Here is a 25,821-nt window from a genome sequence, read left to right as displayed (position 1 = left end):
GACCGCGCGACATCGCGCGGTCTTTTTTAATTTTTCATCGCGGAGCATAGTATGCTTTCGGCTATGTTCACCCGTGTCAAGACCGCCGCCGTGTGCGCCAGCCTCCTCTCCGTGGCTATGCTCGCTGGCTGCGTGACTAATACCGAGGGCGGAAATCCCGACAGCTGGGAAGAAATCGCCCCAGCCGCAGTGCCCGAGATCGCGGCGATGGTGCCGGAAGATATTCAGGCATCCGGCCGTCTCACCGCCGGCGCCAACCCGCCGTTCGCGCCATTCGAATTCAAGGACTCGGAAGGCAACCTCATTGGAATGGAGATGGATCTCGGCCGCGCCGTCGCCAGCGTCATGGGCTTGGAGTTCGCCCCGCAGGAGCAGGACTTCGCCATGATTCTCCCCGCCGTCCAAGCGGGCACGCTGGATACCGGCATGTCAGGGTTCACCGACTCGGAGGAACGCCGGGAGAACTTCGACTTCGTCAATTTCCTCAACGCCGGGATCCAGTGGGCCGCGCAGCCAGGATCCGATGTCGATCCGTCGAATCCGTGTGGCCTGACCGTCGCGGTCCAGCGCACGACCGTCTCGGAGACCGACGATGTCCGGCCTAAGGCCGAAAAGTGCGAGGAAGAAGGCAACCCGATCACCATCTTGTCCTACGACACGTCCGATAACGCGGCGCTCGCCGCGCTCGTCGGGCGCGCCGACGCCTTGAGCGCGGACTCCCCCGTCACCGCGTGGGCAGTCAACCGTTCCGACGGGCAGTTGGAATTGATCGGCGAGATGTTCGACGCCGCCCCCTACGGGTTCGCGGTGCCGAAGGATTCCCCGCTCGGCCCGGCGATGGCTGCTGCAATGCAGCACCTCATCGACACCGGCGATTATGAACGCATCCTCGCCCAGTGGGGTGTGGAGACAGGCTTGCTGGAGCAGGCGCAGATCAACGAACAGCCTGTAGGAGGGCAGTGAGAATGAGCACCACAGTTCCGAAAAAGACCTCGCGCCGGAAACCTGAGCGCATTGAGGCCAAGCCGCTGCGCCACCCGGGCCGGTGGATCACCGCCGCGATCCTGCTGGTCTTGTTCGCCTTGTTCGTCGTCGACGCAGCGCGCCGCGAAGCGTACGGCTGGGGCACCTACTGGGCCTACCTCTTCGACACGCGCATTCTCGTCGCCGCCGGCCACACCCTGGCGATCACGGTGCTGTCCATGATCATCGGCGTCGTCCTCGGCGTGCTGCTGGCAGTGATGCGCATGTCGCCGAACCCAGTGTTCAAGTCGATCGCGTGGCTGTACCTGTGGATCTTCCGCGGCACCCCGATCTATGTGCAGCTCGTCTTCTGGGGCTTGGTCGGCTCGATCTACCAATCGATCAACCTTGGCTTTACCGAAGTGTCTCTCGATGCCCTGACGTCCTCCGCCTTCGCCCTTGCCGTCATCGGTCTGGGTCTCAACGAGGCCGGTTATATGGCGGAAATCGTCCGCTCCGGCATCAACTCCGTGCCCGAAGGCCAGATCGAGGCGTCGAAGGCGCTCGGCATGGGCTGGGGCATGACTATGCGCCGCACGGTGCTACCGCAGGCGATGCGCATCATCATTCCGCCAACGGGCAACGAGTTCATCTCCCTGCTCAAGACCTCTTCGCTCGTGGTCGCGGTCCCCTACTCGCTGGAGCTCTACGGCCGTTCGCAGGACATCGCGGCCGCACTGTTCGAGCCGGTGCCGATGCTTCTTGTCGCCGCCACCTGGTACCTGGTGATCACCTCGATCCTCATGGTCGCCCAGTTCTACCTCGAGCGCTATTTCGACCGCGGCGTAAACCGCGAGCTCACTGCCCGCCAGCTCGCCGCGCTGACTGACGCCGAAGGCAAAGCACCGAACAACGTCACCGTCGTGGAAAGGAACCGTTAACCATGACTCGCTCCTCTGCTACTGCCGCTACACCCATGGTCCAGGCGGTGGACGTGTGGAAGTCCTTCGGCTCCCTCGATGTTCTCAAGGGCATCAATCTTGAGGTCCAGCCCGGTGAAGTCACCTGTTTGATCGGCCCGTCCGGCTCCGGCAAGTCGACTTTCCTGCGCTGCGTGAACCACCTCGAGAAGGTCACTGCGGGCCGCCTCTACGTCGACGGCGATCTCATTGGCTACCGCGAAAAAGACGGCGTGCTCCACGAGATTTCCGCCAAGGACGCCGCGGTGCAGCGCCGGGAGATCGGCATGGTCTTCCAGTCCTTCAACCTCTTCGGCCACCGCACTGTGCTCGAGAACATCATCGAGGCACCCGTCCACGTCAAGGGCGAGAAGCCCGAGGACGCGAAGAAGAAGGCCATGGAGCTCCTCGAGCAGGTCGGCCTCGCCCACAAAGCGGAGGCTTTCCCCGTCCAGCTTTCGGGCGGACAGCAGCAGCGCGTCGCCATCGCGCGCGCCGTCGCCATGGACCCCAAGCTCATGCTTTTCGACGAGCCCACTTCCGCCCTCGACCCCGAGCTCGTCGGGGAGGTTCTCCGAGTGATGAAAGATCTGGCCGCCAGCGGCATGACCATGATCGTGGTGACCCACGAGATAGCGTTCGCCCACGAGGTCGCCGACACCGTCGCGTTCATGTCCGAGGGCACCATCGTGGAGAAGGGAACCCCGCAGCAGGTCCTGGACAATCCCCAGCACGAGCGCACCAAGGAATTCTTGTCCTCGATTTTCTAACTAGCTGGTCAGCAGGTCAGCTAGTTAGCCGAACAGGATTACAGCCGTTCAGTCAAGCAGCCCGGCAGCGCCACGCAGCAGCGCGGTCGCCCCGCCGAGAGCTGCAAGCAGCAACGCAATGCGGTGGGCGGCTGTGCGGGAGATGCGCGGGGACAGCTTCACGCCGGTGTAGATCCCCAAGACCATGCCGGCAGCGCCGGCGCCCCAGATCCAACCGTTGACTCCGCCGAGCTCAGCGGCGCCGGCGAACTCCTTGATGGCGAACGAGATGATTCCGCTGACGAAGAAGATGGGCTGCAACGTCGCGGCATAGACCCGCTGTTCCCAGCGCGCCGCCTGAGCGTAGACCGTGATCGCGGGCCCGGCGATCCCGGCAAGCGTGTTCATGAATCCGCCGACGACGCCCGAGGTCACCGCAGGAATGCGGCCGTGCGGCTCGGGCACGAAGCGCCGGCCGAAAGTCACGAGCGCCAGCGCCAACAAGAGCAAGGCGCCCACGAGAACGAGCACCACGTCGGGTTTCACTGCCCGGATGAGCAGCGCACCGGGGACAGCACCGAAAATGAGCGCCGGCGCGATGAGCCAGAATTTGGTCCAGTCGATGTCCTCGCGCACATTGATGCTGGTGATCAGCGCATTTGTGGCCGCTAAGACATTGACCACGAGAATGCCCTCGACGGGTCCCAGAATGAGCGAGAGCACCGGCCCGGCGAGCAAGCCCACGCCCATGCCGGCGATGCGCTGAAAGCATGCGCCGATACCGACGGAGAGGAAGACGACGAAGACGGTCAGTCCCGCGCTCATCCCTTGTATTTGTTCTTCATTGCCGCGACGACACAGTCGGGCACCAGTCCGCTGACATCGCCGCCGTATTTGGCCACCTCTTTGCAGAGCGAGGAGGAAATGTAGCCGTATTTCTCGTCCGTCATGAGGAAGAAGGTGTCCACGCCAGACAGGCGACGGTTCATCTGCGCCATGGGCAGCTCGTAGTCGTAGTCGAGCGAGGAACGCAGACCCTTGACCAGAGCACCGACCTTGTGGGCGGTGGTGTAATCCACCAGCAGACCGCCCCAGGTGTCCACAGTGACATTCGGCAGGTCGCTGGTCACTTCACGGATGAAGCCCATGCGCTCCTCAATGGAGAACAACCCTGTCTGCTTATTCGGGTTCGCGGTGACAAGAACGATCACTTCCTCGAAGCTGCGCGCCGCGCGCGTGAAAATGTCCAGGTGTCCATTGGTCACCGGGTCGAAAGAACCGGGGCAAACCGCTCTCGTCATCGTTATGCTTTCACATCTCGCTCTGCACGGCTGAACGTCGCCATGTCCATACGAGCTATACCGTACAGGCGTTTCTTCAACTTCTGCCCCGTCGGGGTGAATCCGTCGGGCCAATCGGTCTCCGGGCTCTCACGGTGCCGCTCCACCACGACAGCGGCGTCGTGGGTAAGCAACGGCACGAGCGCATTGAGCATCTCGGCGACATCCTCATCCGGTAAATCGTACGGCGGGTCGGCGAGCACCATGCTGAAGTGTTCCTTGGGCGCGCGCGGAACGTAGTCGGAGACCTTGGCCTGTTCGACGGTTACGCGCGGGTGGCCGACCACCTTCATGTTGTGGCGGATGATCTCCACTGCGTGCGGGTTAGATTCGACGAGCACGACCTCGTCGGCACCGCGGGACGCGGCTTCCAGGCCGAGCGCGCCGGAACCGGCGAATAGGTCGAGAACTCGCTGCCCCGCGAAGCCGAAGCGGACTTGCAGGGAAGAAAACAGACCTTCGCGTGCGCGGTCGGAGGTCGGCCGCGTTCCCTCGGGAGGAATTTTGATCGTGCGTCCGCGGGCTTCGCCCGAAATGATTCGGCTCATGCGCTCAACTGTAACGCGCAGTGGCACTAGCTCTTTTCCAGGTACTCGAATTCCTCGAGAATCTCCGTGTCGGTGACGGTGCGCGCCAGATCCGGGTCGGTGGCCACCACTGCTTCGGCATCGTCGTAGGCGCGCTGGATGATCTCGTAGTCCTCGACGAGGTTGAGCAACTTCAATTGGCGCTCGTTGCCGGATTGGTGGGTGCCCAAAACGTCGCCTTCCTGGCGGTTCTGCAGATCGAGCTCCGCGAGCTGGAAGCCGTCGGAGATATCGGCAATCTGCCGGACGCGCTCAAACTGCGGGGTGTCCGCTTCGGCGAAGGTGTGAAACAGGCACAGGGACTGGTGGCCGCCGCGGCCCACGCGGCCGCGCAGCTGGTGCAGCTGGGAGACACCGAAATGCTCCGATTCGCGCACCATCATCACGGTGGCATTGGGCACGTCGACGCCGACCTCGATCACGGTCGTGGAGACCAGCACATCGATATCACCGGCGGCGAAGGCGGACATGACGTCGTCCTTCTCCTCCCCTTTCATGCGGCCGTGGAGAACGCCGATTCTCATGCCCCGAAAGTGGGTCCGCCCGAGCAGATGGGCGATCTCGTGGACGCCGCCGGGACCGTCGATACGCGGGCAGACAATGTACGCCTGGTGTCCGTCGGCGACTTCCTCCTTGATTTTCTGCCATGCGCGTTCAATCCACGTGTCCATGAATTCGGGCACGATCGAGGACTGGATCGGCTTGCGGCCGCCGGGCAGCTCGCGCAGGGTGGACACCGCAAGGTCGCCGAAGACGGTGATCGCGATGGTGCGCGGAATCGGCGTCGCCGTCATGACCAGCAGGTGCGGCGTGGTCTCCCCCGCTTTATCGCGCAGACGGTCGCGCTGCTCGACGCCGAAGCGGTGCTGCTCGTCGACGACAACGAAGCCGAGTTTGAAGAAGTCCACATTGTCTTGAATGATCGCGTGCGTTCCCACCACAATGTCCGCGTCACCGTTCATGATGGCCAATAACGCTTCCTGTTTCTGCACCGTCGACATCGACCCGGTCAACGCGACCACGCGGGCATGGACGCCGGTGCGCATGAGTGTTTTCCGCAGGGATTTTTCGTGCTGGAGCGTGAGCACCTCCGTCGGTGCCAGCAGCGCGCACTGCATGCCGTTGTCCACTGCCTGGAGCATCGCGGCGAGCGCGACGATGGTCTTGCCGGAGCCGACCTCGCCCTGCAGCAACCGGCTCATCGGCGTGGTGCTGTCGAGGTCGGCGGAGATTTCATCGAACACCTGCTTTTGCCCGTCGGTGAACGCGAACGGGAGGTTGTCCAGCATGTGGTCCTGCGAGGCCCCTTCCACGCGCGGCAAGGCCGCGGCCGTGCGGTGGCTGGAATCCGCGCGGCGCAGCGCCATGATGAGCGCGACGCGCAGGGCTTCGTTGTACTTCAGCCTCTCACGGGCGGCGTCCGGGCCTGAGGATCCGGGATTGTGGATCTGGCGGATCGCCTCGTCGAGCGAAATGAATCCGTCCGGGGTGAAACCGAGCGGTTCTTTCACAGGTGGCAGTGTGTCCAGCACCGCATTGACCGCGCCCATGATCGTCCACGTGGACAAGTTCTTCGTCGCTTTGTACACCGGCAGCCATTCGCGGCCTTTTAAAATCTCGTCCGGGTCGCCGAAGACGGCCAGCTGCTTCATCGAACCGGTCGCCCCGCCCTTCGGCGACGGCCGCTCCCCCACGTCCTCGCGGAATTTCGGCGCGTCGAGGATGAGGAAGTCGGGGTGCTGGAGTTGCGGCTGGCCGTTGAAATAGCTCAGCTTGCCGGTGAACATCGCGCGCACCCCGCCGAACAGGACGCGCGGGGCGTAGCGCACACTGAAGAAGGTTGCGTGAATGGTGTCGAAGCCGTCGGAGATCTCCACTTTGAAGATCGGCTTCTTGCCGCGGATCGTCCGCGTGGACACGACGGTGCCGATGAAGGTGATCCGGTCGTCGGGCAGGGCCCCTTCCAGCGCACTGCCGTTGCCGTAGCGCAGGTACTTGCGCGGATAGTGCTCGAGCAAGCCCTCGGCGGTCTCGATTCCGAAGGCCTTCGCGATCGCGCGGGCGGGGCGCGTGGGAATGATCAGGTTCAGCGGCGTGGTGTAGTTGATCCCCAGCACGGATTATTCCACCCCGATTTGGCCGAGCGTGCCCAGCCCGTCAGCCGGGTACACGAGCACTTCCGCTTCGAGCGCGTCCTCGAGAACGTCGGCGTCCAGTTCCGCGGCTAGAGACGATTCCAGCAACAAGGTGACCAGTTCGCCGCCGGATTCAAGCATCACGCGGCACGCCTTATCGACGGCGCGTTGCACTGTTTCCTCTTCCGCCAGCACCCCGTCAACGGGCGCGACTACCGTGATCTTTCCTCCCGCAGTAGCCACGATGTCGGCGGCGCGCATGTCGTCGGCGGCCTCACCCATGTGCGCGGCGGCTGCTTCGAGCGGCAGGCGCGGATCGTGCACGGCGAGGGCCGCGATGCCCCCGACGAGACGAGTAGTGGACAGAACGGCGACCTGTGCGCCTGCGTCCTTGACCGCCCCGGCGATCTGCTCCAGCTCGTCGGGTCCGGCGAGCCCGTTCGGCAGAACGACGAGCTCGCTCGCGCCGACACCGGTGATGGCGGACTGAATCTCGTTTTCAAGCCCGTCATCTGGGTTCACCGGCACGGCACCAGCTTGGAGGTAGAGTTCTGTCACCGAGCCCTGGGGGGTCAGCGCGATGATGAGGCGGCTGGTCGACGGCGTTTCGTCGGCGGGTGCGGCATCAGGCAGGATCTCCAAGCACAGGTCGGAAACGGAGCCCAGCTCATAAGCGCGCTCGATCACCGCGCCGGCGTCCACGGAATGGATGTGAACTTTCGCCTCGGTATCGGATGCGCGGGCAATCACGAGGCTGGTTCCCATTGCCGCGAGAGCCGTTTGCAGCTCGTCAACGGGTCCGGTGAAGAAGAACATGATCTCCAGCCAGCCGGTGTGGCCGTGCGATTCGGTGCTAGACGAGGCGCCGGCGGACGTAGATGGTTGCGCGGTAGAACTGCCAGCTCCGGTGACCGCCGCGGGAGTGCCGGCCACTTCGTCGCGCAGTGCCGTGAGCAGCAGCACGAGTCCGCGGCCGCCGGCGTCGACAACGCCGACCTCACGCAGCTCGGCGAGCTGTGACGGGGTTTGCTCGAGGGCTTCTTCCGCCGCGTCGACGGCTGCCGCCGTCACCTGGGTAAGCGCCGAGCCGCCGGATGCGTCCAGGGCGCCGCGTCCGGCTTCGGCAGCGTGGCGCAGGACGGTGACGATGGTGCCTTCCACCGGATCGTTGATGGCACGCTCGACGTAGGAGACGGCGTTGGTGAGAGCATCGGCAACACTCTCGCCGTCCAGGTCGCCTTCGGCTGCAGCCTGAGCGACGCCGCGCAGCACCTGTGAGAGCACCACGCCCGAATTTCCGCGGGCACCCTTGATGCTGCCCACCGCCAAAGCGGAAGCGATATCGGCGCAGCTCGCAGCTGAGTCAAGTGTTTCAGCTTGTTCGACGGCGGCCGACATGGTGTGGGCCATATTCGAGCCGGTGTCCGAATCCGGCACCGGGAAGACGTTGAGGCTGTTGATCTCCTCGCGGTGGGCTTCCAACAGGCGCGCGGCACGGCGCGCCCACGACAGCAGTCGCGCACCATCGATCACCGCGGGATTAGTCATGGGGCCTTACTTTACAGTGCCCAGTCCACACCGTCCGCGCCCTGCGCGCGCAGCGCCTCATTGGCACGGGAGAACGGACGGGAGCCGAAGAATCCACGGCGGGCCGACAACGGCGAAGGGTGGGCAGACTCGATACAGGGAGTGTCTCCCAGGAATCGCTTCGCGGTCTGCGCGTCCCTGCCCCACAGAATCGCCACCAGAGGGGTGCCGCGCTCAGCGAGCGCGCGGATCGCGGTCTCCGTGACCTGCTCCCAGCCCTTGCCGCGGTGGGAGCCGGGTTGCCCCGGTGCGACGGTCAGCACGCGGTTGAGCAGCAGAATGCCTTGGCCCGCCCAGGACGACAGGTCGCCGTCGCGGCGCGGCGGAATGCCGAGGTCGTCCTGGAGCTCCGAGTAAATATTCACCAGCGAGCGGGGTGGGGCGACATCAGGTTGCGTGGAAAAGCTCAAGCCCATCGGGTGGCCCGGCGTCGGGTACGGGTCCTGGCCGACGATGAGCACGCGGACATCGTCGAACGGGTCCTGAAAGGCACGGAGAATGTCGTTGCCGGCCGGTAGATAGCCCGGCTGGGCACGCAGGAAATCGCCGAGCCGGTGGATCTGGTCCTCCACGGGCGCCAAAGGCGCTTCCCAGGACGGGTGCACGGGCAGGCTCATGCGAAGCTCTCCCATCCGCCGCCGTAGGTGGTGGCCCCGCCGTCGATGGTCACCACGGGTTCCTCGCCGGTGCCCGGCTTCGCGGTGCCGCCGATCGTGCGGAAGCCGACCGGGGCATCGCCGCTGATAGTGCCCAACAAAGTGTGGTCCTCCCCGCCTTCGCACACCCACTGCCACGGGTCATGGTCTAAGAATTCGCCTGCGGCGCGCAGCCGGTCGTCGGGCGCGATCGTGGACGAGTCGATGTCCATGTTCACGCCGGAACGCAGCGCAAGAAGTTTCAGGTCGTGGAGCAGCCCGTCGGAATTATCCGTCATGCTCGTCGCGCCCGCCGAGCGCGCGATGACACCGCTGCCCGGCGTGATCTCCGGCGCCTGGTAGGCCTGAACGAGCGAGGTGAGTTCCTCCGGGATCTCGCGGCCGGATTCGAGCAGCGCCAAGCCTGCTGCCGAATAACCGATGCGGCCGTGCGCGACGAGGTTCTGGCCTCCGCGCGCGCCGTCCAGCGTGAGCGCCCAGCGGTTGCCGCCCAGCGAGCCAATCGCCGTGACCGACATGACGAGGCTGTCGCCGGAAGTCACATCGCCGCCGACGAGCTCCGCGGCGTATTTGCCAACCTCGTCGCCGATGCCACGGGCCAGCTCGGTGACAACGGCGACGGGCAGATCCTTCGGCGCGGACAATGACAACAGCGCGGCCACCGGGCGTGCGCCCATCGCCTCGATATCGGCGAAATTCTGCACGATCGCTTTTCTGCCGACTTGCCGTGGCGTGGTCACGTCCCACCGGAAATGGCGACCCTCCACCAGCATGTCCGTGGTGACCACGGCCCGCGAATTCGGCGACGACCGGTGCAACACCGCCGCGTCGTCGCCGTTGATGGACGACGGGGTGACATCGACGATGGACTGAATGACGGAGCGCTCACCGACATCCCCGAGCGTGGGGCCTTTTGTGGGGATACCAGTCTGGATCACGGTCTGTGAGCACCTTTCTGTCCGTCAACCGCCTGATGCGTGGGTCCGTCTGGTGCGGGCCGCTAATACAATGAACCGCTATGACCACCAGCGTGACGCCACCGGACCAGCCCGCCGACCACAGCGACCAGGAACACGGCGTCGTCATGCGGCGCCCGCTGATCCTGCTCAGCCTCGGGCTCGCCCTGTTTCTCGTCGCCGGTGTATTGGTCGGCTCCAAGCTGTACCTGAAGCAGCTTAACAACCAGCCGGTGGCGTTGACGGAGTTGCCGTCGCCTGAGGCGGAATCCCCCGAATGCTCCGCACTGGTAGGTACGCTACCGGACACGCTCGCCGGCCACGAGCGCGCCACTCTCGCGGATCCCGCCCCGGCGGGTGCCGCTGTGTGGCAGACATCGTCGGCCGAACGCGTGACGCTGCGTTGCGGCGTGGACGCCCCGCTGCAGTTCACGGAGCTCACCCCCACGGAAGAGATCGGTGGCGCGGAGTGGATGAAGATCACCGATCCGGCTCCGGGGGCCGCTCTGACCACGTGGTTCACGGTAGACCGCTCCCCCGTCGTCGCTGTCACCGCTGACGGGGCTGCCCTCGGCGGCGAGGATTCACAACCAGTGGCCGAACTGGATCTGAGCGCCCTGTCCGAAACAGCTCCCTCGCCGGGAAAGGCGCCGTTGGCGGAGCTGGAGGCGTCGATAAGCGAAGGCTCCGACGATGTCTGCCGCGAGTTGATTGCCGCGTTGCCCGATGAGCTCGCCGGCGGCTATCGGCGCCTCGATGTCACGAGCGTGGACGGACTCGGCGAGAACGCCGCCGCATGGGGCGCGGACGGGCTAGACCCCGTGGTGCTGAAATGCGGCATCGCCCCGCCACCGAGCTATGAGGCGGGCGCGCAGTTGACGCAGATCAACGATGTGCCGTGGTTCGAGGAGACCAGGCCTGACGACGCGTCGCAGGCGACTGTGCTGTACGCGCTGGGGCGTGCGACGGACATCGCTGTGTCCCTGCCGGTGGGTGCGGGCGAAGGCGCGCTGACCAGAATCTCCGACGCTATTTCGCAGAACGCTCCAGCGCAGTAGAGATCAGCGTTTCCAGTAGCTCGCCGTACGTCATGCCAGCGGCGCGAAACACCTGCGGGTACATCGAGATCGACGTGAAGCCCGGCATGGTGTTGACCTCGTTGAGAACCGGCCCGTTCTCGGTGACGAAGAAGTCGACGCGGGCCAGGCCCTCGCAGCTCAGCGCGCGGAACGTGGTGAGCGCAAGCTCCGCGAGCTGCTGGTTGAGCTCGTCGTCGTAGCCCGCGGGAATGGTCGCGGTGACGACGTTGTCGAGGTACTTGGTCTCGAAGCCGTAGAAGCCCTCGTCCGAATCGGCTGTGCCGTTGAGCTTGGCGGGCGGGGACGCCACTAGTTCGCCGTCCGGGCGCTCGAGCACGCCAACCTCCACCTCGTCGCCGACGAGCTCGGCTTCGATGATGACCTTGGTGTCGTACTCCCGCGCGGCGCGCACGGCGCGATCGAGGTCGTCCCACGCCGTGACCTTGGTGATGCCGATGGAGGATCCCCCGCGGGCCGGCTTCACGAAAACCGGAAGGCCCAAGTACTCGCGCGCTTTCTCGTCGACGTCGGCGGTGCTCTTCTCCTCGTGGAGAACGAATTCGCGGGTAACAGGCACGCCGGCGGAACGCACGATGGTCTTGGTGAACTCCTTGTCCATGGAGCACGCCGAGGCCAGCACTCCCGGGCCGACGTACGGAACGCCCGCTAGGTCGAGCAGGCCCTGGATCGTCCCGTCCTCACCGTAGGTGCCGTGCAGGACCGGGAAGACCACGTCGACGGTGGCCAGTACCTCCCCGGTAGCCGGATCGTAGAACTCTCCGCGGCGTGCGGGGTTCACGGACACAGCGACCTCGCGCCCGCCGTCGACGCTGGGCAGCGTGGAGCCGCCGACCGGGTCGGTCGAGCCCGCCACCCAGGTGCCGTCTTTCGTGATCCCCACGGGGAAGATCTCGTATTTCTCCGCCGGCAGTTCAGCCATGATGGCGCCGGCGGAGATGCAGGAAATGGAATGCTCGGAAGACATTCCACCGTAAATGACGGCGAGTGTGATCATGGTGACCACACTACAAGCCGTTATTCGGATTTCTTGGAGCGCCCCATCAGCGCGGCGATCATGTCGTCGACGCGCAGATCCTTGTGGCACACGGAGAACACCGCCTCGGTCAGCGGCATGTCCACACCGCTGTCGAGGGCGAGCTCGTAGATGCTCTGCGAGCTGGTCACGCCTTCCGCCACCTGGCCGTTCGTGGCCTTGCGGGCCTCATCCAGCGTCATACCGCGCCCGAGGCGCTCGCCGAAGGTGCGGTTGCGCGACAGCTTTGAACCGCACGTGGCCACTAGGTCGCCCAGGCCCGCCAGGCCGGCGAAGGTGCGCTGGTCCGCGCCGAGCTGCATGCCCAAGCGTGTGATCTCCGCCAGGCCTCGGGTGATCAACGTGGCCTGGGTGTTCTCCCCCATCTCCTTGCCGGCCGCCATGCCGCAAGCGAGAGCAATGACGTTCTTGCAGGCGCCGCCGATCTCGCAGCCGACGACGTCGACATTGGTGTACGGCCGAACATAAGAGGTGGCGCATGCAGCTTGCACGAGCTTCGCCCGGTTCAGGTCGGAGCACGCGATGACTGTGGCGGCGGGCTGCTCGTCGGCGACCTCGCGGGCCAAATTCGGGCCGGTCAGCACGGCAATGCGGGATTCGTCGATGCCGGTGACTTCGGCGATCACCTCGCTCATGCGCTTGTACGTGCCCGCCTCGATGCCCTTGGAGATGGACACCACAGTCGATTCGCTGGGAATGTGCGGCGCCCAGGAAGCGAGGTTCTCCCGCATTGTCTGGCTGGGCACGGCGGGCACGACGATCTGCGCATTCTCGATCGCCGCCGCGGCGTCGTCGGTCGCCTCGATCGCCTCCGGCAGCGTGATTCCGTCGAGGTAGTCCGCGTTGATCCGCGTGGTCTGGATGGCGTTCGCGAGCTCCGTGCGGCGCGCCCACAGGCTGACGGAATTGCCGGCGTCGGCAAAGACTTTCGCCAGCGACGTGCCCCACGAACCAGCGCCGAGGACCGCGACCTTGACCATGCGCGCGCCACCTTTCTTGTTCAGCTTTTCGACGACCCCGCCACGAGCCCCCGCACCGCACGGGGCCGGGCGGTTTTGTGCCCGTGTCAGTGTAGAGCACCGCCTAAGTAAATTCAGGGTTATGCGCGCCCGCCCCAGATACGGGACAATGTTCACTATGGGCAAGAAGTCGAAGATGCACGAAGAGGACAAAGACCTCGAGGGCGAAATGTTCCTCACCGGCCGCCACCAGGAAATTCCGTCGAAACCGGCCGATGAATTCAAGCACACCACGCTGGCCGCGGGCGCAGTCCTGTGGCGCGGAGACCCCAGCGATCCCAGCTCTATCGAGGTCGCGTGCATTCACCGCCCACATTACGACGACTGGTCGCTCGCCAAGGGCAAGGTCGACCCGGGAGAATCCCTCGTGACCACCGCTGTCCGCGAAATCAAGGAAGAGACCGGCTACGACATACGCCTGGGCAAGCTGCTGGGCAAGACCATCTACCCGATCAAAGGCAGCACCAAGGTCGTCTACTACTGGACGGGTGAGGTCACCGGCGGCGAATTCGAGGCCAACGGCGAAGTCGACGAGATCCGTTGGCTGTCCATTAAGGAAGCCAAGGACCTCATGTCCTACGACCTAGACCGCCAGGTGCTGGCGAAGGCGGAGAAACGCTTCGGCGTGCCCGCCACGGCGCGCATCCTCTACGTGCGGCACGCCCGCGCCCACGACCGCGAGAAGTGGTCGGGCGACGACAACCTGCGCCCGCTGGACAAGAAGGGCCGCCGCCAGTCGGAGATGCTCGTGCCCATGCTCGCGCCGTTCCACCCCGACCGCATTTACTCGGCTGTTCCGGACCGCTGCCAGTCCACCGTTGCACCGCTTGCCGACGAGTTGAATCTCCCCGTCGAGGTTGACCGGCGCTTCGGCGACGACGCGTGGCTGGAAGACATGGTCGGCGCCCAGAAGGCGCTCATGGACGTCGTGAACCAGGGCGGCGTGAGCGTCGTCTGCGCCCAGGGCGACGTGATCCCCCACATGCTCGCGTGGCTGTCTGCCACGGGCCGACTGCCTATTGACGGGGAGATCAAGTCCAAGAAGGGCTCCGTGTGGGTGCTCTCCTTCAATGACGGCCGTCTCACCGGGGCTGACTACCTACCGTCAGCCCTGCCGGCGCGTTAAGTGCCCCGGGGGCACTCCCGGGGCATTTCAGATCGGGCGGTAAGATCGGCCGCTTACGAGATCGCCGGCTTGAACGCGGGACGAGCACCCTCAAAGCGCTCGATGGCCTTTTCGTCGCGCAGGGTCAGGCCGATGTCGTCCAGACCCTCCATGAGGCGCCAGCGGATGTAGTCGTCGATCTCGAACGCGTAGGTGTTCTCCCCGACGGTTACAGTGCGGTCCTCGAGTGAGACAGTGACCTCGAGACCGGGCTCCTGCTCGAGCTGTTTCCAGATCAACTGGATATCCGCCTCCGACATTTGCCCGGCGAGCAACCCTGCCTTGGAGGTGTTGCCGCGGAAGATATCGGCGAAGCGCGGGCTGAACACAGCCTTGAAGCCGTAGTCCATCAGCGCCCACACGGCGTGCTCACGGGAGGAGCCGGTGCCGAAGTCGGGGCCGGCGAAGAGCACGGAACCGTTCTTGTACGCCTCTTGGTTGAGGACGAAGTCCGGCTCATTGTTGCGCCAGTTGGAAAACAGACCGTCTTCGAATCCCATGCGGGAGACACGCTTGAGGTAGACGGCGGGAATGATCTGGTCAGTATCCACATTGGAGCGGGTCAGCGGCACGCCGACACCGGTGTGCGTGGTGAATTTCTCCATGATTTCAAGCCCTTCCTTTACGTGCTTAGAGGTCCGCGGGGCTGGACAAGTGGCCGGTGATCGCCGTGGCGGCGGCAACGAGCGGTGAGACAAGGTGAGTGCGTCCGCCCGGGCCCTGACGGCCCTCGAAGTTACGGTTCGACGTGGATGCGGAGCGCTCCCCCGGCTTCAACTGGTCCGGGTTCATGCCCAGGCACATGGAGCAGCCGGCGGTGCGCCAGTCCGCGCCGAAATCGCGGAAGATCTGGTCCAGCCCCTCCTCCTCAGCCTGCTGCTTCACCATGGCGGAGGACGGCACGACCATCATGCGGGTCTCCGGGTGGATCCTCTTACCCTTGATCACCCCAGCTGCAGCGCGCAGATCCTCGATGCGGGCGTTGGTGCACGAGCCCAGGAAGACCGTGTCGATCTTGATGTCGCGCAGCGGAGTGCCCGGCTCGAGGTCCATGTACTTCAGCGCCTTCTCGGCGGCAGCCTTCAAGGTGTCGTCGCCGAAAGACTCTGGGTCCGGAACGGACTCCGCCAGCGGCAGGCCCTGCCCCGGGTTGGTGCCCCAGGTGACAAACGGGGTGAGGGCGGAGCCGTCGATCTCCACGACGGTGTCGAATTCCGCTCCTTCGTCAGTGGGCAGCGTCTTCCAGTAGGCGACAGCGTCATCCCAGTCCTTGCCCTTCGGCGCGAACTCGCGGCCCTTGACGTACTCGAAGGTCTTCTCGTCCGGCGCGACCATGCCGGCGCGTGCGCCGCCCTCAATGGACATGTTGCAGATGGTCATGCGGGCTTCCATGGACAGTTTCTCAATGGCCTCACCGCGGTACTCGATGATGTGGCCGGCACCGCCGTTGGTGCCGATCTTGGCGATGATGGCCAAGATCAAGTCCTTGGCCGTGACACCCGGCTGCAATTCGCCCGAGACCTCCACAGCCATAGTCTTGAACGGCTTCAGCGGCAGCGTCTGGGTAGCCATGACGTGCTCCACCTCGGAGGTGCCGATGCCCATGCCGATGGACCCGAACGCACCGTGGGTGGAGGTGTGGGAGTCGCCGCAGACAATGGTCATGCCGGGCTGGGTGATGCCCAGCTGGGGCCCGACGGTGTGGACGATGCCCTGCTTGACGTCGCCCATGGAGTGCAGCTTCACCCCGAACTCCGCGCAGTTCTTGCGCAGCGTCTCCACCTGGGTGCGCGAGGTCGGCTCCGCGATTTCCAGGAGGTTGCCGGAGGAGATGCCGATAGTGGGCACGTTATGGTCCTCAGTGGCCAGGTGCAGCTCGGGGTGGCGGATGGTGCGCCCGGACATGCGCAGCCCGTCGAAGGCCTGCGGGGAGGTGACCTCGTGGAGGAGCTGGAAGTCGATGTAGATGAGATCGGGGTTGCCATTCTCACCGGGCGTGACCACGTGGTCGCGCCAGACCTTCTCAGCTAGCGTCAGGGGCTTGTCAGCCATCGCGTTCCTCCTCACGGTTCCCCGCACATTCCCATAATGCGGGATGTTAGAATCCATTTCGTGAGACAGTATAGCGGAGATTCCGGGATTAAAGTCCTCGATCGCGCAATTGCGATCGTGCGCGCCGTCGCGGCCGGCGACAAGACCCTCGCGGCGCTCAGCGCCGACACCGGCCTGCCCCGGGCGACCACCCACCGCATCGCCACAGCGCTCGAGACTCACCACATCCTCTCCCGCACCCCCGCCGGTGAGTGGACCGTGGGCACGGCCCTGGCCAGCTACGCCACCCAGACTCCGCCGCAGCTGCTCTCCGCCGCCGAGCCGATCATGCGCGGTCTCGTCACGGCGACGGGCGAGTCCGTGCAGCTCTACCAGCTCACCGGCAACACCCGCACATGCATCGCGGCCGAGGAACCGGCCAGCGGCCTGACGCACACGGTGCCCGTCGGCTCGCAGCTCTCCCTCTCCGCCGGTTCGGCCGCGCGCGTCTACGCCGCATTCGGGCTTATCGACGCCCTCCCCTTCCCCGCCGGAGAGCTCGAGGCGGTCCGCGAGAGCGGCCTCGCCGAGTCCGTCGACGAGCGCGAGGTCGGCCTGGCCAGCGTCTCGGCCCCCATCACGGACACCGACGGCGCGGTGGTGGCGGTGCTGTCCATCTCCGGGCCCGTCGAGCGTCTCAGCCCGAGCCCGGCCGAGAAGTGGGGCGCGCAGCTCGGTGAGGCCGCCGCTGCGTTGAGCTCGGCGCTCTAGACCGGCCGATCGATTGCGTCGAGCTCGCCGCCCGGCCACACCACGTTCTTGGCCAGGGGGATCTGGTGCGAGGCGGACTCCAGGATGTGCATGAAGTAGCCCGCCGTGTTCGGGATCGCGATGATGTCCCCCGCCGCCACGCCGCGGGGGAAGCGCACCTTGCGGCGCAGGATGAGCTCGTCCTCGATGCAGTAGGCGCCGACGAGGAAGGCCTCCAGCTCCGCCGAGGGCGCGCTGCGCTGGATGAGCAGCGGGTCAACGAGGTAGTCGTCGGAGGTGGTGCGGCACTGCGTGCGGTTCATGTGCAGGCCAACGAGCGGCACCCCGTCGCTGCGCTCCTTGACGAAGGCGACCTGCGCCAGGATGAGCCCGCAGCCGTCGAGAAGCGAGCGCCCCGGCTCGAGGTGGAGCCGCAGGCCGCGGGAGGTGAGTGCGTCACCGGGACCGTCGGCGAGGACCTCGCGCAGCCACTTCCCTCGCGTCGGGTGCTGCCAGTAGGGGTAGGTGATTCGCAGCGGGTCCGCTTTCCAGGTGAACGGCTCGCCGTAGCCCTCGCGCTGCGTGGCGATGGCCTCGACCCAGGCGCGCCACTGCTCCTCACTGACCAAGTAGCTCATCGGCACCCCGCCGCCGAGGTCAATGAACTCCGGCGCATGCCCCGCGTGGCGCAGCGCGTCGGTCAGGGCGATCGCCTCGGCCAGCGCAGCGCGCCGGTCCGCGGCCGCGTAGCCGTGCAGGTGGACGTGGACGCCGACCACGCGGACGTTGTTCACCGGCTGGTCGAGGTGCTCGGCCCACGCGGCGAAGCGCTCGCCGAAGCGGGTCGGCGGCATCGTCTCCGGGTCCGGGGCCAGGCGCGGCGCCACGAGCGCGGGCGCGCCGGCCGCCAGCGCGGCGATGCGGTCGTACTCGTCCCGGCTGTCGGCGGAGATGACCACGCCGCTGTCGACGGCGAGCCGCAGCAGCGCGTCGGTCTTCACCGCCGCCGAGAGGATGATGCGCTCGCCGGGCACACCGCGGGCGAGCACCTGGCGCAGCTCGTTCTCGCTGGCGACGTCGACACCGTGGCCGGCGTCGCGGACGGTGTCCACGAAGGTCAGCGCCTTGTTGGCCTTTCGGGCGTAGAAGACCCTGAGCTCCACGCCCTCGCCCGCCGCGGCGTCGACGAGCTCGTCGACGTTGCGCAGCATGGGCGCGGCGTCGAGGACGTTGACGGGGCTGGAGTAGGCGTCGAGGAGCCCCTGGGCGGCCTCCCCATTGCCCACGAGCTCCCGGGCCCAGGGCTCCAGGCGGGCCTCCAGTGGCGGCAGGCCGTGGACCCGCTCCGGGTCGGCGAGCGCGGCACGTGTTACGCGACGCGCCCACGCGGGGATGACCTCGTGCTCGCCGCGGCGCAGCGTGTCGTGCCCGAGGATCCACCCCTCGCTCACTCTGCCCGCGGCGGCGATGTGGCGCTGGCCCGCGAGGGTGCCGTCAAGTTCGACCCTGAGCGAGCCGGTCTCCGGGTGCTCCCGGCCGATGCCGCGGCGCACCAGCTCCGCCTCGAGGGTGCCCTCGACAAGGCCGGGCGGGGCGTTGACGGCGTCGACGACGGCGGTGGCGCCGACCTCCCGTGCGAGATGTGACAAGTCCTCGTCCCCGCGCCCGAGTAGGTCCGTGCGGATGCGCCCTGAGTCGATGAGGGCGAGCACCTCCCCCGCCGTGGCGGCCGGCGGGCCGAAGGCGACGCGCTCGAGGGTGCGGGTGAGCCTGCCGAAGCGCTCGCCGCCGAGGGAGTCGCGGCCGCCGAAGGAGGAGCGCTCGATCACCGCGTCGTAGGCGGCGCGGAAGGCGTAGCCCACCGCCGCCGCGGGCGTCCAGGCGCACTCGCCGAGTGCGACCCGGAGGGAGGCGCGCAGATCCTCGACGGGGTCCGCGCCGTCCTTGCCGTCCAGCACCGCGCGAACACCGCCCTCGTCTGGGCCGGCCCCGCCCGCGGCGAGGACCTCTCCGGAGAGCTCGACGAGGGCATCGTACGCGTCCTCGAGACCCTCCGCGGTGCGAATCCGCTCCCGCGCGAGCGCCAGCGCCGGGCCGAGCTGCGCCGCGGCGTCGTCGGGCAGGTAGGCCTTGACGTCCATGAAGCGCCCGCCCCGGGTCAGCGGGTAGAACACCCCGGCCCTGGCGTGGCGCACGACGTCGATGAAGGTCAAGGCAGCACCCCTGACTATCGCGGTATCCGCCTCGGTCACCGCGTCTAGGTCGCCGGGAGCAAAGGCGCTGAGCACCTTGTCCACGCCCTCGACCCCGCCGTGGGTCAGGGCGCCGGGCCAGTCGTGGGCGTGGCCGGTGGTGAGCAGCGCTTCGTCGTAAAGCGTGCCCTCGACCTCGACCCTCTCCCCGACGGGTGCGACCTCGCGGACCCGCGCATCCACGAACCTCAGCGAGCACGAGAGCGGCACGTGCGCTGCGAGCGCTGCCCAAGAGGCGGCGAGGAAGCGGCCGACCTCGCGGCGCGGCGGGAAGGCGTCGCCCGCCCCGCGCCAGTCGTTGAACGTCCCGAGGTGCGTCTCCACGACCGCGGAGGGGACGTTGAGCAGCCACTGGGCGGGCAGGCCGGGCTGGTAGGCTCCGGGGCCGCTCGCACCGCTGACGGGGCCGTCGTTGTAGACGTCTAGCTCGATCGCCGCGCCGCGCTCGCGCGCCCTGGCCATGAGCTCCTCCGCGGCCCAGAGCCCGCGCGGGCCGGCCCCGATGATCGCTACCCTCATCAGTTCACGTTCCTTTCCACCCATTCGTCGTTGTAGATCGTATCCAGGTACGCGCGGCCGTCGTCGTGAAAGACCGCCACCATCTCCGCCCCCTCGTTCTCGCGCGCGAGCTTCTCGACGCCCACGCACACCGCCCCGCCCGAGGCGCCGGGCAGGAAGCCCGTCGCCCGGGCGCAGCGCCGTGCCGCCGCCACCGCGTCGCGCGCGCTGACCCGGATCACCTCGTCGGGCACGGTCTCGCGCGACAGCTCGGTGACGACGCCCGCCCCGTAGCCGGGGAGGATGCGCTCGCCCCGGGCGCCACCGAAGAGGACGGAGCCGTCGGCGTCGACTGCGACGGCCCGGGTGGGCAGACCGCTGTTGCGGATGTGGCGGGCGCACCCGCCGATGGTGCCGGTGGTGCTCACGGCGACGACGAGGATGTCGGGGGCGTGGCCGAGCTGCTCGACGATCTCGCGCATCGTCCCCTCGCTGTGGGCGCGGAAGGCCGCGCGATTGGAGTACTGGTCGAGGTTGAGGCCGCCGAGCTCGTCGACGAGGCGCCCCACCAACGCGCGTCGCGCGGTGAGCCAGTCCCCCGTCTCAGGGTCGGGCTCCTCGACCGGGTGGATGTGCGCGCCGAGGGCGCGCATGTGGGCTAGCGTGGCCTGGTTGGTGCGCGGGTCGACGACGCAGTGGAACTCCCAGCCGCCGACGGCCGCCTCCCGGGCCAGAGCCACGCCTAGGTTTCCGGAGCTCGACTCCACGACGACGCTGCCCGGACCGAGCACGCCGCGCTCGCGGGCGTCGGCGACGAGGGCGCGGGCGGTGCGGTCCTTGGCGCTGCCGCCGGGGTTGAAGGACTCGAGTTTGGCCCAGACCCGGGCATTCCCGCCGCCGAGTTCGGGAAGGGAAACGAGCGGCGTGCCGCCGACAGCGGCGAGCAGGCCGGGGGATGATTCGAAAAGCATGAACGCCAGCTTATGCGTTCCGGGCCAGCGGGGCCGCCGCGGAGCGTTTCACTAACGCTCCATTTGAGGGTACGCTCGCCACGTGAGAAAAAGCGGGCAGATTCTTGAACGGGACATTCGTCGCCTGTTGCGCGTTCCCCGGGCCTTCATCATCATCGTCGGCGTGCTTATCACCCCCGCGCTCTACGCGTGGTTCAACATCAACGCCTTCTGGGACCCCTACGCCCACACCCAGAACATCCGCATTGCGGTGGTCAACAACGACCGCGGTGCCTCCGCCGAGCGCGTCGGCGAGGTTGACATCGGCGAGCAGATCACCGAGCAGCTCAAGGGCAACGACAAGATCGGGTGGGTGTTCCTCCCCGAGGACGAGGCCCGCGACGGGCTCATGCGCGGCGACTACTACGCCATGTTCCTCATCCCGCCCGAATTCAGCGAGGACCTGCTGAGCCTGGTCAGCGGCACCTACACGCAGCCGGTGCTGGAGTACTACGTCAACGAGAAGAGCAACGGCGTCGCCCCCTCGATCACCGACGCGGGCGCCTCCGCTGTCGACGCAGCCGTGTCCGAGGCCTTTAAGAAGAAGGTCGGCGAGGCTGCGGCGACCGAGCTGCGTAGCACGGGCTACACCCTCCGCGACGGCGCCGAGGAGGCCCGCGGCAAGACCTCCGGGAGCTTCGCCCAGGTCGCCGCCGACCTCGACGCCGCCCAGGGGCGGGTGGACACGATGAACCAGAGCATCAGCGGGGCGCGCCCGGTCGTCGCCGAGCTGAACACCCTCGTCGGCTCCGTCGACGACACCCTCGGGTCCGTGGACTCCTCCCTCGAGGAGGTCGAAGGGATCATCGCCGAGCTCCAGAAGTCCTCCGCCGAGTTCAGCGCGGACACCTCCACCGCGCTCGTCGAGTCCACCAACGCGCTCAGCCTCGGCGCCGCCTCCGCCAACGCCTCCATCGCGGGGGCGACGGACCAGCTCGGCACCGCCCAGGGGCGGGTGCGCTCCGCCGTCGGCGAGGTCGACGGCGTGGTCAAGCAGGGCGAGTCCGCCGCCGCGCAGCTGCGCGCCCTGTCGGCCGGGGCGGCCCTGTCGCCCGAGGTCCGCGCTCAGCTCGACGCCGCGGCCGGCGCGCTGGAGGAGCGCACCGCCGCCTCCCGCACCATCCTCGACGGCCTGAACAACGTGGACCGCCGCACGGGCGCTGCGTTGGCGTCGATAGGCGAGCTCGGCGACTCCCTCGAGGCCGCGACCGCCGACTCCAACGCTGCGGCGCGCGCCGCAAGCACGCAGCTCGGCGAGTCCGTGCCCGCGATCAACGCCTCGCTCGCCCAGGCCTCCGGCAGCGTTGCCTCCGTGCGCGGCGCGCTGAGCAGCCAGCGTGCCCTGCGTGAGGAGACAACCTCCCTCCTCGCCGGGGTGGACAACCAGCTTGCGGCCAGCCTCGGCATCCTCGACGAGGTCTCGGGCAATCTCGGCACGCTTGCCGACGGCGTTCGCTCCGCCCAGGCCGACATCAACGCTCTCCTGGCCACCTCCGACTCGGAGACCCTCAACACGGTGACGAACCTCAACTCGGCGAAGATCGGCGAGTACATCTCCTCACCCGTGACCGTCGAGCAGCAGGCCGTCTTCCCCACCGAGAACTACGGCAGCTCCATGGCCTCCTTCTTCACCAACCTGGCCCTGTGGATCGGCGCGTTCGTGCTGACGATCATCTTCCGCGTCGAGGTCGACACCGAGGGCTTCCGCCGCCTCACCGTCAGCCAGGCCTACCTCGGCCGCTTCCTCCTCTTCGCCACGCTCTCGGTGCTCCAGGCCGTCGTGGTCACGCTCGGCAACGTGGCCTTCGGGGTGCAGATGCAGTCCGTCACGGCCTTTCTCGCCACCGCAATCGCCATCGGGGTCGCCTACACGGGGATCATCTACTCCATCGTCTCCGCGCTCGGCCACATTGGCCGCGGCATCGCCGTCTTCCTCGTCGTCATCCAGATCCCGGGCGCGTCGGGCCTCTACCCCATCGAGCTCATGCCCGACTTCTTCCGCCGCATCTACCCCTTCCTCCCCTTCCGCTACGGCATCGACGCGATGCGCGAGACCATCGCCGGGTTCTACGGCCATCACTACCTCCGCTTTTTGGCGACGCTTCTCGCCATGTCCGCCGCGGCCTTCGCCCTGGGGTGGCTGTTCCGACTCACCTCCTCGCACGCCAACCTCCTGTTCAACCGCCAGCTCGCGCGCACGAACCTGATCACCAACGAGAAGGTGGAGGTCATGGGCTCGCCCTACCGCGCGTCCGACATCATGGCCGCCCTGTCGGACCGGGATGAGTTCCGCGGGGGCGTCGAGAAGCGGGCGCGGATGCTGCGGGAGAACTACCGCACCCTCATCTTCGGCGGGATCGGCGCGGGCGTTGTCGGCATCGCCATCATCACCCTGCTCACCATGCTCCTGCCCACCGACAAGACGATCATGCTGGCCATCGTCGTCGCCTGGTCGCTGCTGGTCATCCTCTACCTCGGCGCGGTGGAGTACTTCACGCAGAGCCTCGTCGACGCCGAACAGGTCTCGCGCCTCGGCGAGGCCGAGCTGCGCGACGCCGTGATCCACCGCCACGACTCCGCCGGCACCAGCGTGACCATCGGGCCCGCGGATGCCGAAAGCGAGGACACCAAGTGAGAACCGTCTTCTCCATCGCCTACAACGACCTGCGCCGGCTCTACACCAACGTCATGGCGGGCATCGTCATGGTCGGCCTCATCGCCATCCCCTGCCTCTTCGCCTGGTTCAACGTGCTGGCCACGTGGAACCCCTTCGCCAACACGGAGCGCCTCGAGGTGGCGGTGGCCAACACCGACCGCGGCCACACGAGCGACCTCACCCCGCTGGCCGTCAACGTCGGCGACATGGTGCTCTCCCAGCTCTACCGCGACGACTCGATGGACTGGGTCATCACCGACGCCGACGACGCCATCGAGGGCGCGAAGTCTGGCGAGTATTACGCCGCCATCGTCCTGCCGCCCACGCTGAGCGACGACATGTTCACCTTCTACGCCGGAAACGCCGAACCCAGCCGCATCGACCTCTACGTCAACGAGAAGAAGAACCCCATCTCCCCGCTGCTCATCTCCAGCGGCACGCAGGGCGTCAGCGCCCAGATCAGCGCGTCGTTCACTAGAGCCCTCGCCGAGGTGTCCTTCGGGTTGATCGAGACGACCTCGGACTTCTTCAACGAGGCGGAGACCAAGCAGGCACTCGACTCCATCGAGACGCGCACCGCCAGCGCCCGCGACCAGCTGCTATCCAGCGCCAGCACCGTGGACGCGCTCGCCTCGCTCACCGAGTCGAGCGTGCCGCTCCTCGACAGCGCCGAGCGGATCTCCGGGGCGCTGGGCGACTCCCTCGGGCAGGTCCGCCCCGTCGACCTCGGGGCCACCGGGGCGGGCCTCGGCGGAGACGGCGCGGCGCTTGCGGCGGCGCTGGGGGCGACGTCGGAAAGCTTTGCCGCCGTAAGCGACCGCGTCGACCAGCTGATGGCGGACTCTTCCGCCACCTCCCAGGCCACCGCCGCGAGCCTGACGGACATCGCCGCGCGCATCGATGTCCAGGTGAAGCAGTACACGGCCCTGCGCGACACCATCAACGGCGAAGTCGCCCCGGCGCTTCCCCCCGACGCCCAGCCGGGGGTGCGCGCGGTGGTCGGCGACCTCAACGACGCCATCGCCCGCCAGACGGCCGTGCGCGACCGACTCAACGACACCGCCGCGCGCCTCACCGCCGAGCAGGGCAGCCGGGACGGGAAGAACGCGGACCGGCAGGAGATCAAGGACTCGATCGCCCGGGCCCGCGAGGCGATGGACTCGGCCAAGAATTCCTACGAAACCGGGATCCGCCCGCGCCTCGAGGCGCTGTCGGGCTCGCTGGACAACGTCCGGGCGAACGTCGACGAGGCCCGCTCGGACATGGACGGCGTCTCCTCTGCCCTGGCCAACCGGCCCGGCTCGCTGCGCGATACCCTCGCAGCCTCCGGTGCGGACCTGCGCGACACGGCGGAATCTCTGCGCGCCAACGCGGCGAGGATGCAGGAGGCGCAGCAGTCGATCGCGCAGGCGCGCTCGAGCGGGGACCTGACGAAGCTGGCCGACCTCGTCTCCAGCCACCCGGAGGAGCTCGCCGGCGCCCTCGTCGACCCAGTCAAGGTGGAGCGCAAGGAGGTCTTCCCCCGCGTCAGCTTCGGCGCCGGCATGGCCCCGCTCTACACGGTGCTCGCCCTGTGGGTAGGCGCCCTGTTGACGTCGGTGGCCGTGCGCACGGACGACCGCTCCATCGAACAGAACGTGGTCGATCCCGGCCGCGTCACCGCGGGCCAGAAGTACTTCGGCCGCTACCTGACGTTCGTGACCACCGGCCTGGCCCAATCCACGCTCCTCATGGCAGGGCTCATCGTCTACGTGGGCATCGAGCCCGCGCACCCCTTCCTCCTCTTCGTGGCGGGGTGGGTCTCGAGCCTGGTCTTCCACCTGATCTGCTACACGCTGGTGCTCTCCCTGAGCAACGCCGGCAAGGCCGTGGGCGTGCTCATCCTGGTGCTCCAGGTCTCGGCGGCGGGCGGCGCCTACCCGCTGCAGCTGCTGCCGGGCTGGGCGCAGGCGACCAGCCCCTGGCTGCCCGCGACCTACTCGATCCGCGCTATGCGCGCCGCGGTCTTCGGCACCTACGGCTGGGACTTCTGGCGAGCCCTCGGCATCCTCGTCCTCTTCGCGCTGCCCTTCCTCTTCCTCGGCCTCTGGCTGCGCCACCGGCTGCACCACGCGATCAGCCGCATGGACGAGGCGGTTGCGCAGACCAAGGTGATGATGACCTAGCCGCGCCTACAGGTCGATGGTGCCGCGCACGCGGGCGGTGACCGCCCACCCAGATGCCGCGGCCGTCGTCGGTGATCTCGACGCGCCCCGCGCGCCCGACGTGCCGCCCCTGGTCCGCCACGTAGCTCTCCGGCGCCAGCGAGCGGGCGCGCAGCCACTGGGCGAGGGCGCCGTTGAGGCATCCGGTGACCGGGTCCTCGCGGTCGGTGG

21 protein-coding genes are annotated in these 25,821 nt (G+C 67.2%); 8 read left to right on the top strand and 13 right to left on the bottom strand.

Annotation, left to right across the window (positions count from 1 at the left end; translation table 11 throughout):
* Window positions 1-63: 63 nt before the first annotated feature.
* From CAPP_RS05350 to CAPP_RS05340, 3 genes are read left to right on the top strand one after another with little or no spacing between them, the layout of a single operon-like run.
* Window positions 64-963, top strand: a complete 900-nt coding sequence (locus CAPP_RS05350; RefSeq protein ID WP_076598620.1) for an ABC transporter substrate-binding protein — start codon at window positions 64-66, stop codon at window positions 961-963.
* Between the two features lie 2 nt (window positions 964-965).
* Entirely contained in the window at window positions 966-1,904 is a 939-nt protein-coding gene (locus CAPP_RS05345; RefSeq protein ID WP_076598461.1) for an amino acid ABC transporter permease, read from the top strand.
* A 2-nt stretch (window positions 1,905-1,906) separates the two neighbouring features.
* Window positions 1,907-2,692 carry an amino acid ABC transporter ATP-binding protein gene (locus tag CAPP_RS05340; RefSeq protein ID WP_076598460.1) on the top strand — a complete coding sequence of 262 codons (786 nt, stop codon included), beginning with the start codon at window positions 1,907-1,909 and terminating at the stop codon, window positions 2,690-2,692.
* A 48-nt stretch (window positions 2,693-2,740) separates the two neighbouring features.
* Here the strand turns inward: CAPP_RS05340 and CAPP_RS05335 are convergent, their stop codons facing one another.
* From CAPP_RS05335 to CAPP_RS05305, 7 genes are read right to left on the bottom strand one after another with little or no spacing between them, the layout of a single operon-like run.
* Complete coding sequence (locus CAPP_RS05335) at window positions 2,741-3,496, bottom strand: sulfite exporter TauE/SafE family protein (RefSeq protein WP_076598459.1); 756 nt, start codon at window positions 3,494-3,496, stop codon at window positions 2,741-2,743.
* Window positions 3,493-3,972 (bottom strand): pantetheine-phosphate adenylyltransferase, encoded by a 480-nt coding sequence (gene coaD / locus CAPP_RS05330; protein WP_076598458.1) that lies wholly within the window; start codon window positions 3,970-3,972, stop codon window positions 3,493-3,495. The genes CAPP_RS05335 and coaD overlap by 4 nt, the downstream gene beginning before the upstream one ends.
* 2 nt (window positions 3,973-3,974) lie before the next feature.
* The gene (locus tag CAPP_RS05325; RefSeq protein ID WP_076598457.1) at window positions 3,975-4,559 is read right to left on the bottom strand and encodes an RsmD family RNA methyltransferase; all 585 of its coding nucleotides are present in this window, start codon (window positions 4,557-4,559) and stop codon (window positions 3,975-3,977) included.
* Window positions 4,560-4,585: 26 nt separating this feature from the next.
* The gene (locus CAPP_RS05320; RefSeq protein ID WP_076598456.1) at window positions 4,586-6,715 is read right to left on the bottom strand and encodes an ATP-dependent DNA helicase RecG; all 2,130 of its coding nucleotides are present in this window, start codon (window positions 6,713-6,715) and stop codon (window positions 4,586-4,588) included.
* 3 nt (window positions 6,716-6,718) lie between these two features.
* The gene (locus tag CAPP_RS05315) at window positions 6,719-8,281 is read right to left on the bottom strand and encodes a DAK2 domain-containing protein (protein WP_084560473.1); all 1,563 of its coding nucleotides are present in this window, start codon (window positions 8,279-8,281) and stop codon (window positions 6,719-6,721) included.
* Window positions 8,282-8,292: 11 nt separating this feature from the next.
* Window positions 8,293-8,937, bottom strand: coding sequence for a uracil-DNA glycosylase (locus CAPP_RS05310; protein WP_076598455.1), 645 nt, complete (start codon window positions 8,935-8,937; stop codon window positions 8,293-8,295).
* A complete protein-coding gene (locus CAPP_RS05305; protein WP_076598454.1) occupies window positions 8,934-9,914 on the bottom strand; it encodes a thiamine-phosphate kinase in 981 nt (326 codons plus the stop codon). The genes CAPP_RS05310 and CAPP_RS05305 overlap by 4 nt, the downstream gene beginning before the upstream one ends.
* A gap of 80 nt (window positions 9,915-9,994) precedes the next feature.
* On the opposite strand from CAPP_RS05305, the gene CAPP_RS05300 reads away from it, so the two are divergent.
* Complete coding sequence (locus CAPP_RS05300; RefSeq protein ID WP_234958710.1) at window positions 9,995-10,990, top strand: DUF3515 domain-containing protein; 996 nt, start codon at window positions 9,995-9,997, stop codon at window positions 10,988-10,990.
* Here CAPP_RS05300 and CAPP_RS05295 read toward each other — a convergent pair.
* Window positions 10,962-12,026, bottom strand: a complete 1,065-nt coding sequence (locus CAPP_RS05295; RefSeq protein ID WP_076598617.1) for a D-alanine--D-alanine ligase family protein — start codon at window positions 12,024-12,026, stop codon at window positions 10,962-10,964. The two genes, CAPP_RS05300 and CAPP_RS05295, sit on opposite strands and share 29 nt — an antisense overlap.
* Window positions 12,027-12,046: 20 nt before the next feature.
* Window positions 12,047-13,045, bottom strand: coding sequence for an NAD(P)H-dependent glycerol-3-phosphate dehydrogenase (locus CAPP_RS05290; protein WP_076598453.1), 999 nt, complete (start codon window positions 13,043-13,045; stop codon window positions 12,047-12,049).
* Between the two features lie 157 nt (window positions 13,046-13,202).
* Between CAPP_RS05290 and CAPP_RS05285 the strand changes: the two genes are divergently transcribed.
* Window positions 13,203-14,210 (top strand): NUDIX hydrolase, encoded by a 1,008-nt coding sequence (locus CAPP_RS05285; protein WP_076598452.1) that lies wholly within the window; start codon window positions 13,203-13,205, stop codon window positions 14,208-14,210.
* A gap of 53 nt (window positions 14,211-14,263) precedes the next feature.
* Here the strand turns inward: CAPP_RS05285 and leuD are convergent, their stop codons facing one another.
* Both leuD and leuC read right to left on the bottom strand, forming a co-directional pair.
* A complete protein-coding gene (gene leuD / locus CAPP_RS05280) occupies window positions 14,264-14,854 on the bottom strand; it encodes a 3-isopropylmalate dehydratase small subunit (protein WP_076598451.1) in 591 nt (196 codons plus the stop codon).
* Between the two features lie 25 nt (window positions 14,855-14,879).
* Window positions 14,880-16,301: a 3-isopropylmalate dehydratase large subunit gene (leuC, locus tag CAPP_RS05275; protein WP_076598450.1), complete on the bottom strand. Its 1,422-nt coding sequence runs from the start codon at window positions 16,299-16,301 to the stop codon at window positions 14,880-14,882.
* Window positions 16,302-16,337: 36 nt separating this feature from the next.
* On the opposite strand from leuC, the gene CAPP_RS05270 reads away from it, so the two are divergent.
* A complete protein-coding gene (locus CAPP_RS05270; RefSeq protein ID WP_076598449.1) occupies window positions 16,338-17,051 on the top strand; it encodes an IclR family transcriptional regulator in 714 nt (237 codons plus the stop codon).
* Here CAPP_RS05270 and CAPP_RS05265 read toward each other — a convergent pair.
* Entirely contained in the window at window positions 17,048-19,801 is a 2,754-nt protein-coding gene (locus CAPP_RS05265; RefSeq protein ID WP_076598448.1) for an FAD/NAD(P)-binding protein, read from the bottom strand. The two genes, CAPP_RS05270 and CAPP_RS05265, sit on opposite strands and share 4 nt — an antisense overlap.
* Window positions 19,801-20,751 (bottom strand): pyridoxal-phosphate dependent enzyme, encoded by a 951-nt coding sequence (locus CAPP_RS05260; RefSeq protein WP_076598447.1) that lies wholly within the window; start codon window positions 20,749-20,751, stop codon window positions 19,801-19,803. The genes CAPP_RS05265 and CAPP_RS05260 overlap by 1 nt, the downstream gene beginning before the upstream one ends.
* Before the next feature lie 82 nt (window positions 20,752-20,833).
* Between CAPP_RS05260 and CAPP_RS05255 the strand changes: the two genes are divergently transcribed.
* Both CAPP_RS05255 and CAPP_RS05250 read left to right on the top strand, forming a co-directional pair.
* A complete protein-coding gene (locus tag CAPP_RS05255; protein WP_084560472.1) occupies window positions 20,834-23,425 on the top strand; it encodes a YhgE/Pip domain-containing protein in 2,592 nt (863 codons plus the stop codon).
* Entirely contained in the window at window positions 23,422-25,611 is a 2,190-nt protein-coding gene (locus tag CAPP_RS05250) for a YhgE/Pip domain-containing protein (protein ID WP_076598446.1), read from the top strand. Before CAPP_RS05255 ends, CAPP_RS05250 begins: the two co-directional genes overlap by 4 nt.
* Window positions 25,612-25,821: the final 210 nt, after the last annotated feature.

The sequence above is a fragment of the Corynebacterium appendicis CIP 107643 genome (genome assembly GCF_030408415.1).
GTDB classification, from domain to species: Bacteria; Actinomycetota; Actinomycetes; order Mycobacteriales; family Mycobacteriaceae; genus Corynebacterium; species Corynebacterium appendicis.
This window is presented reverse-complemented; position numbering and strand designations above follow the sequence as displayed.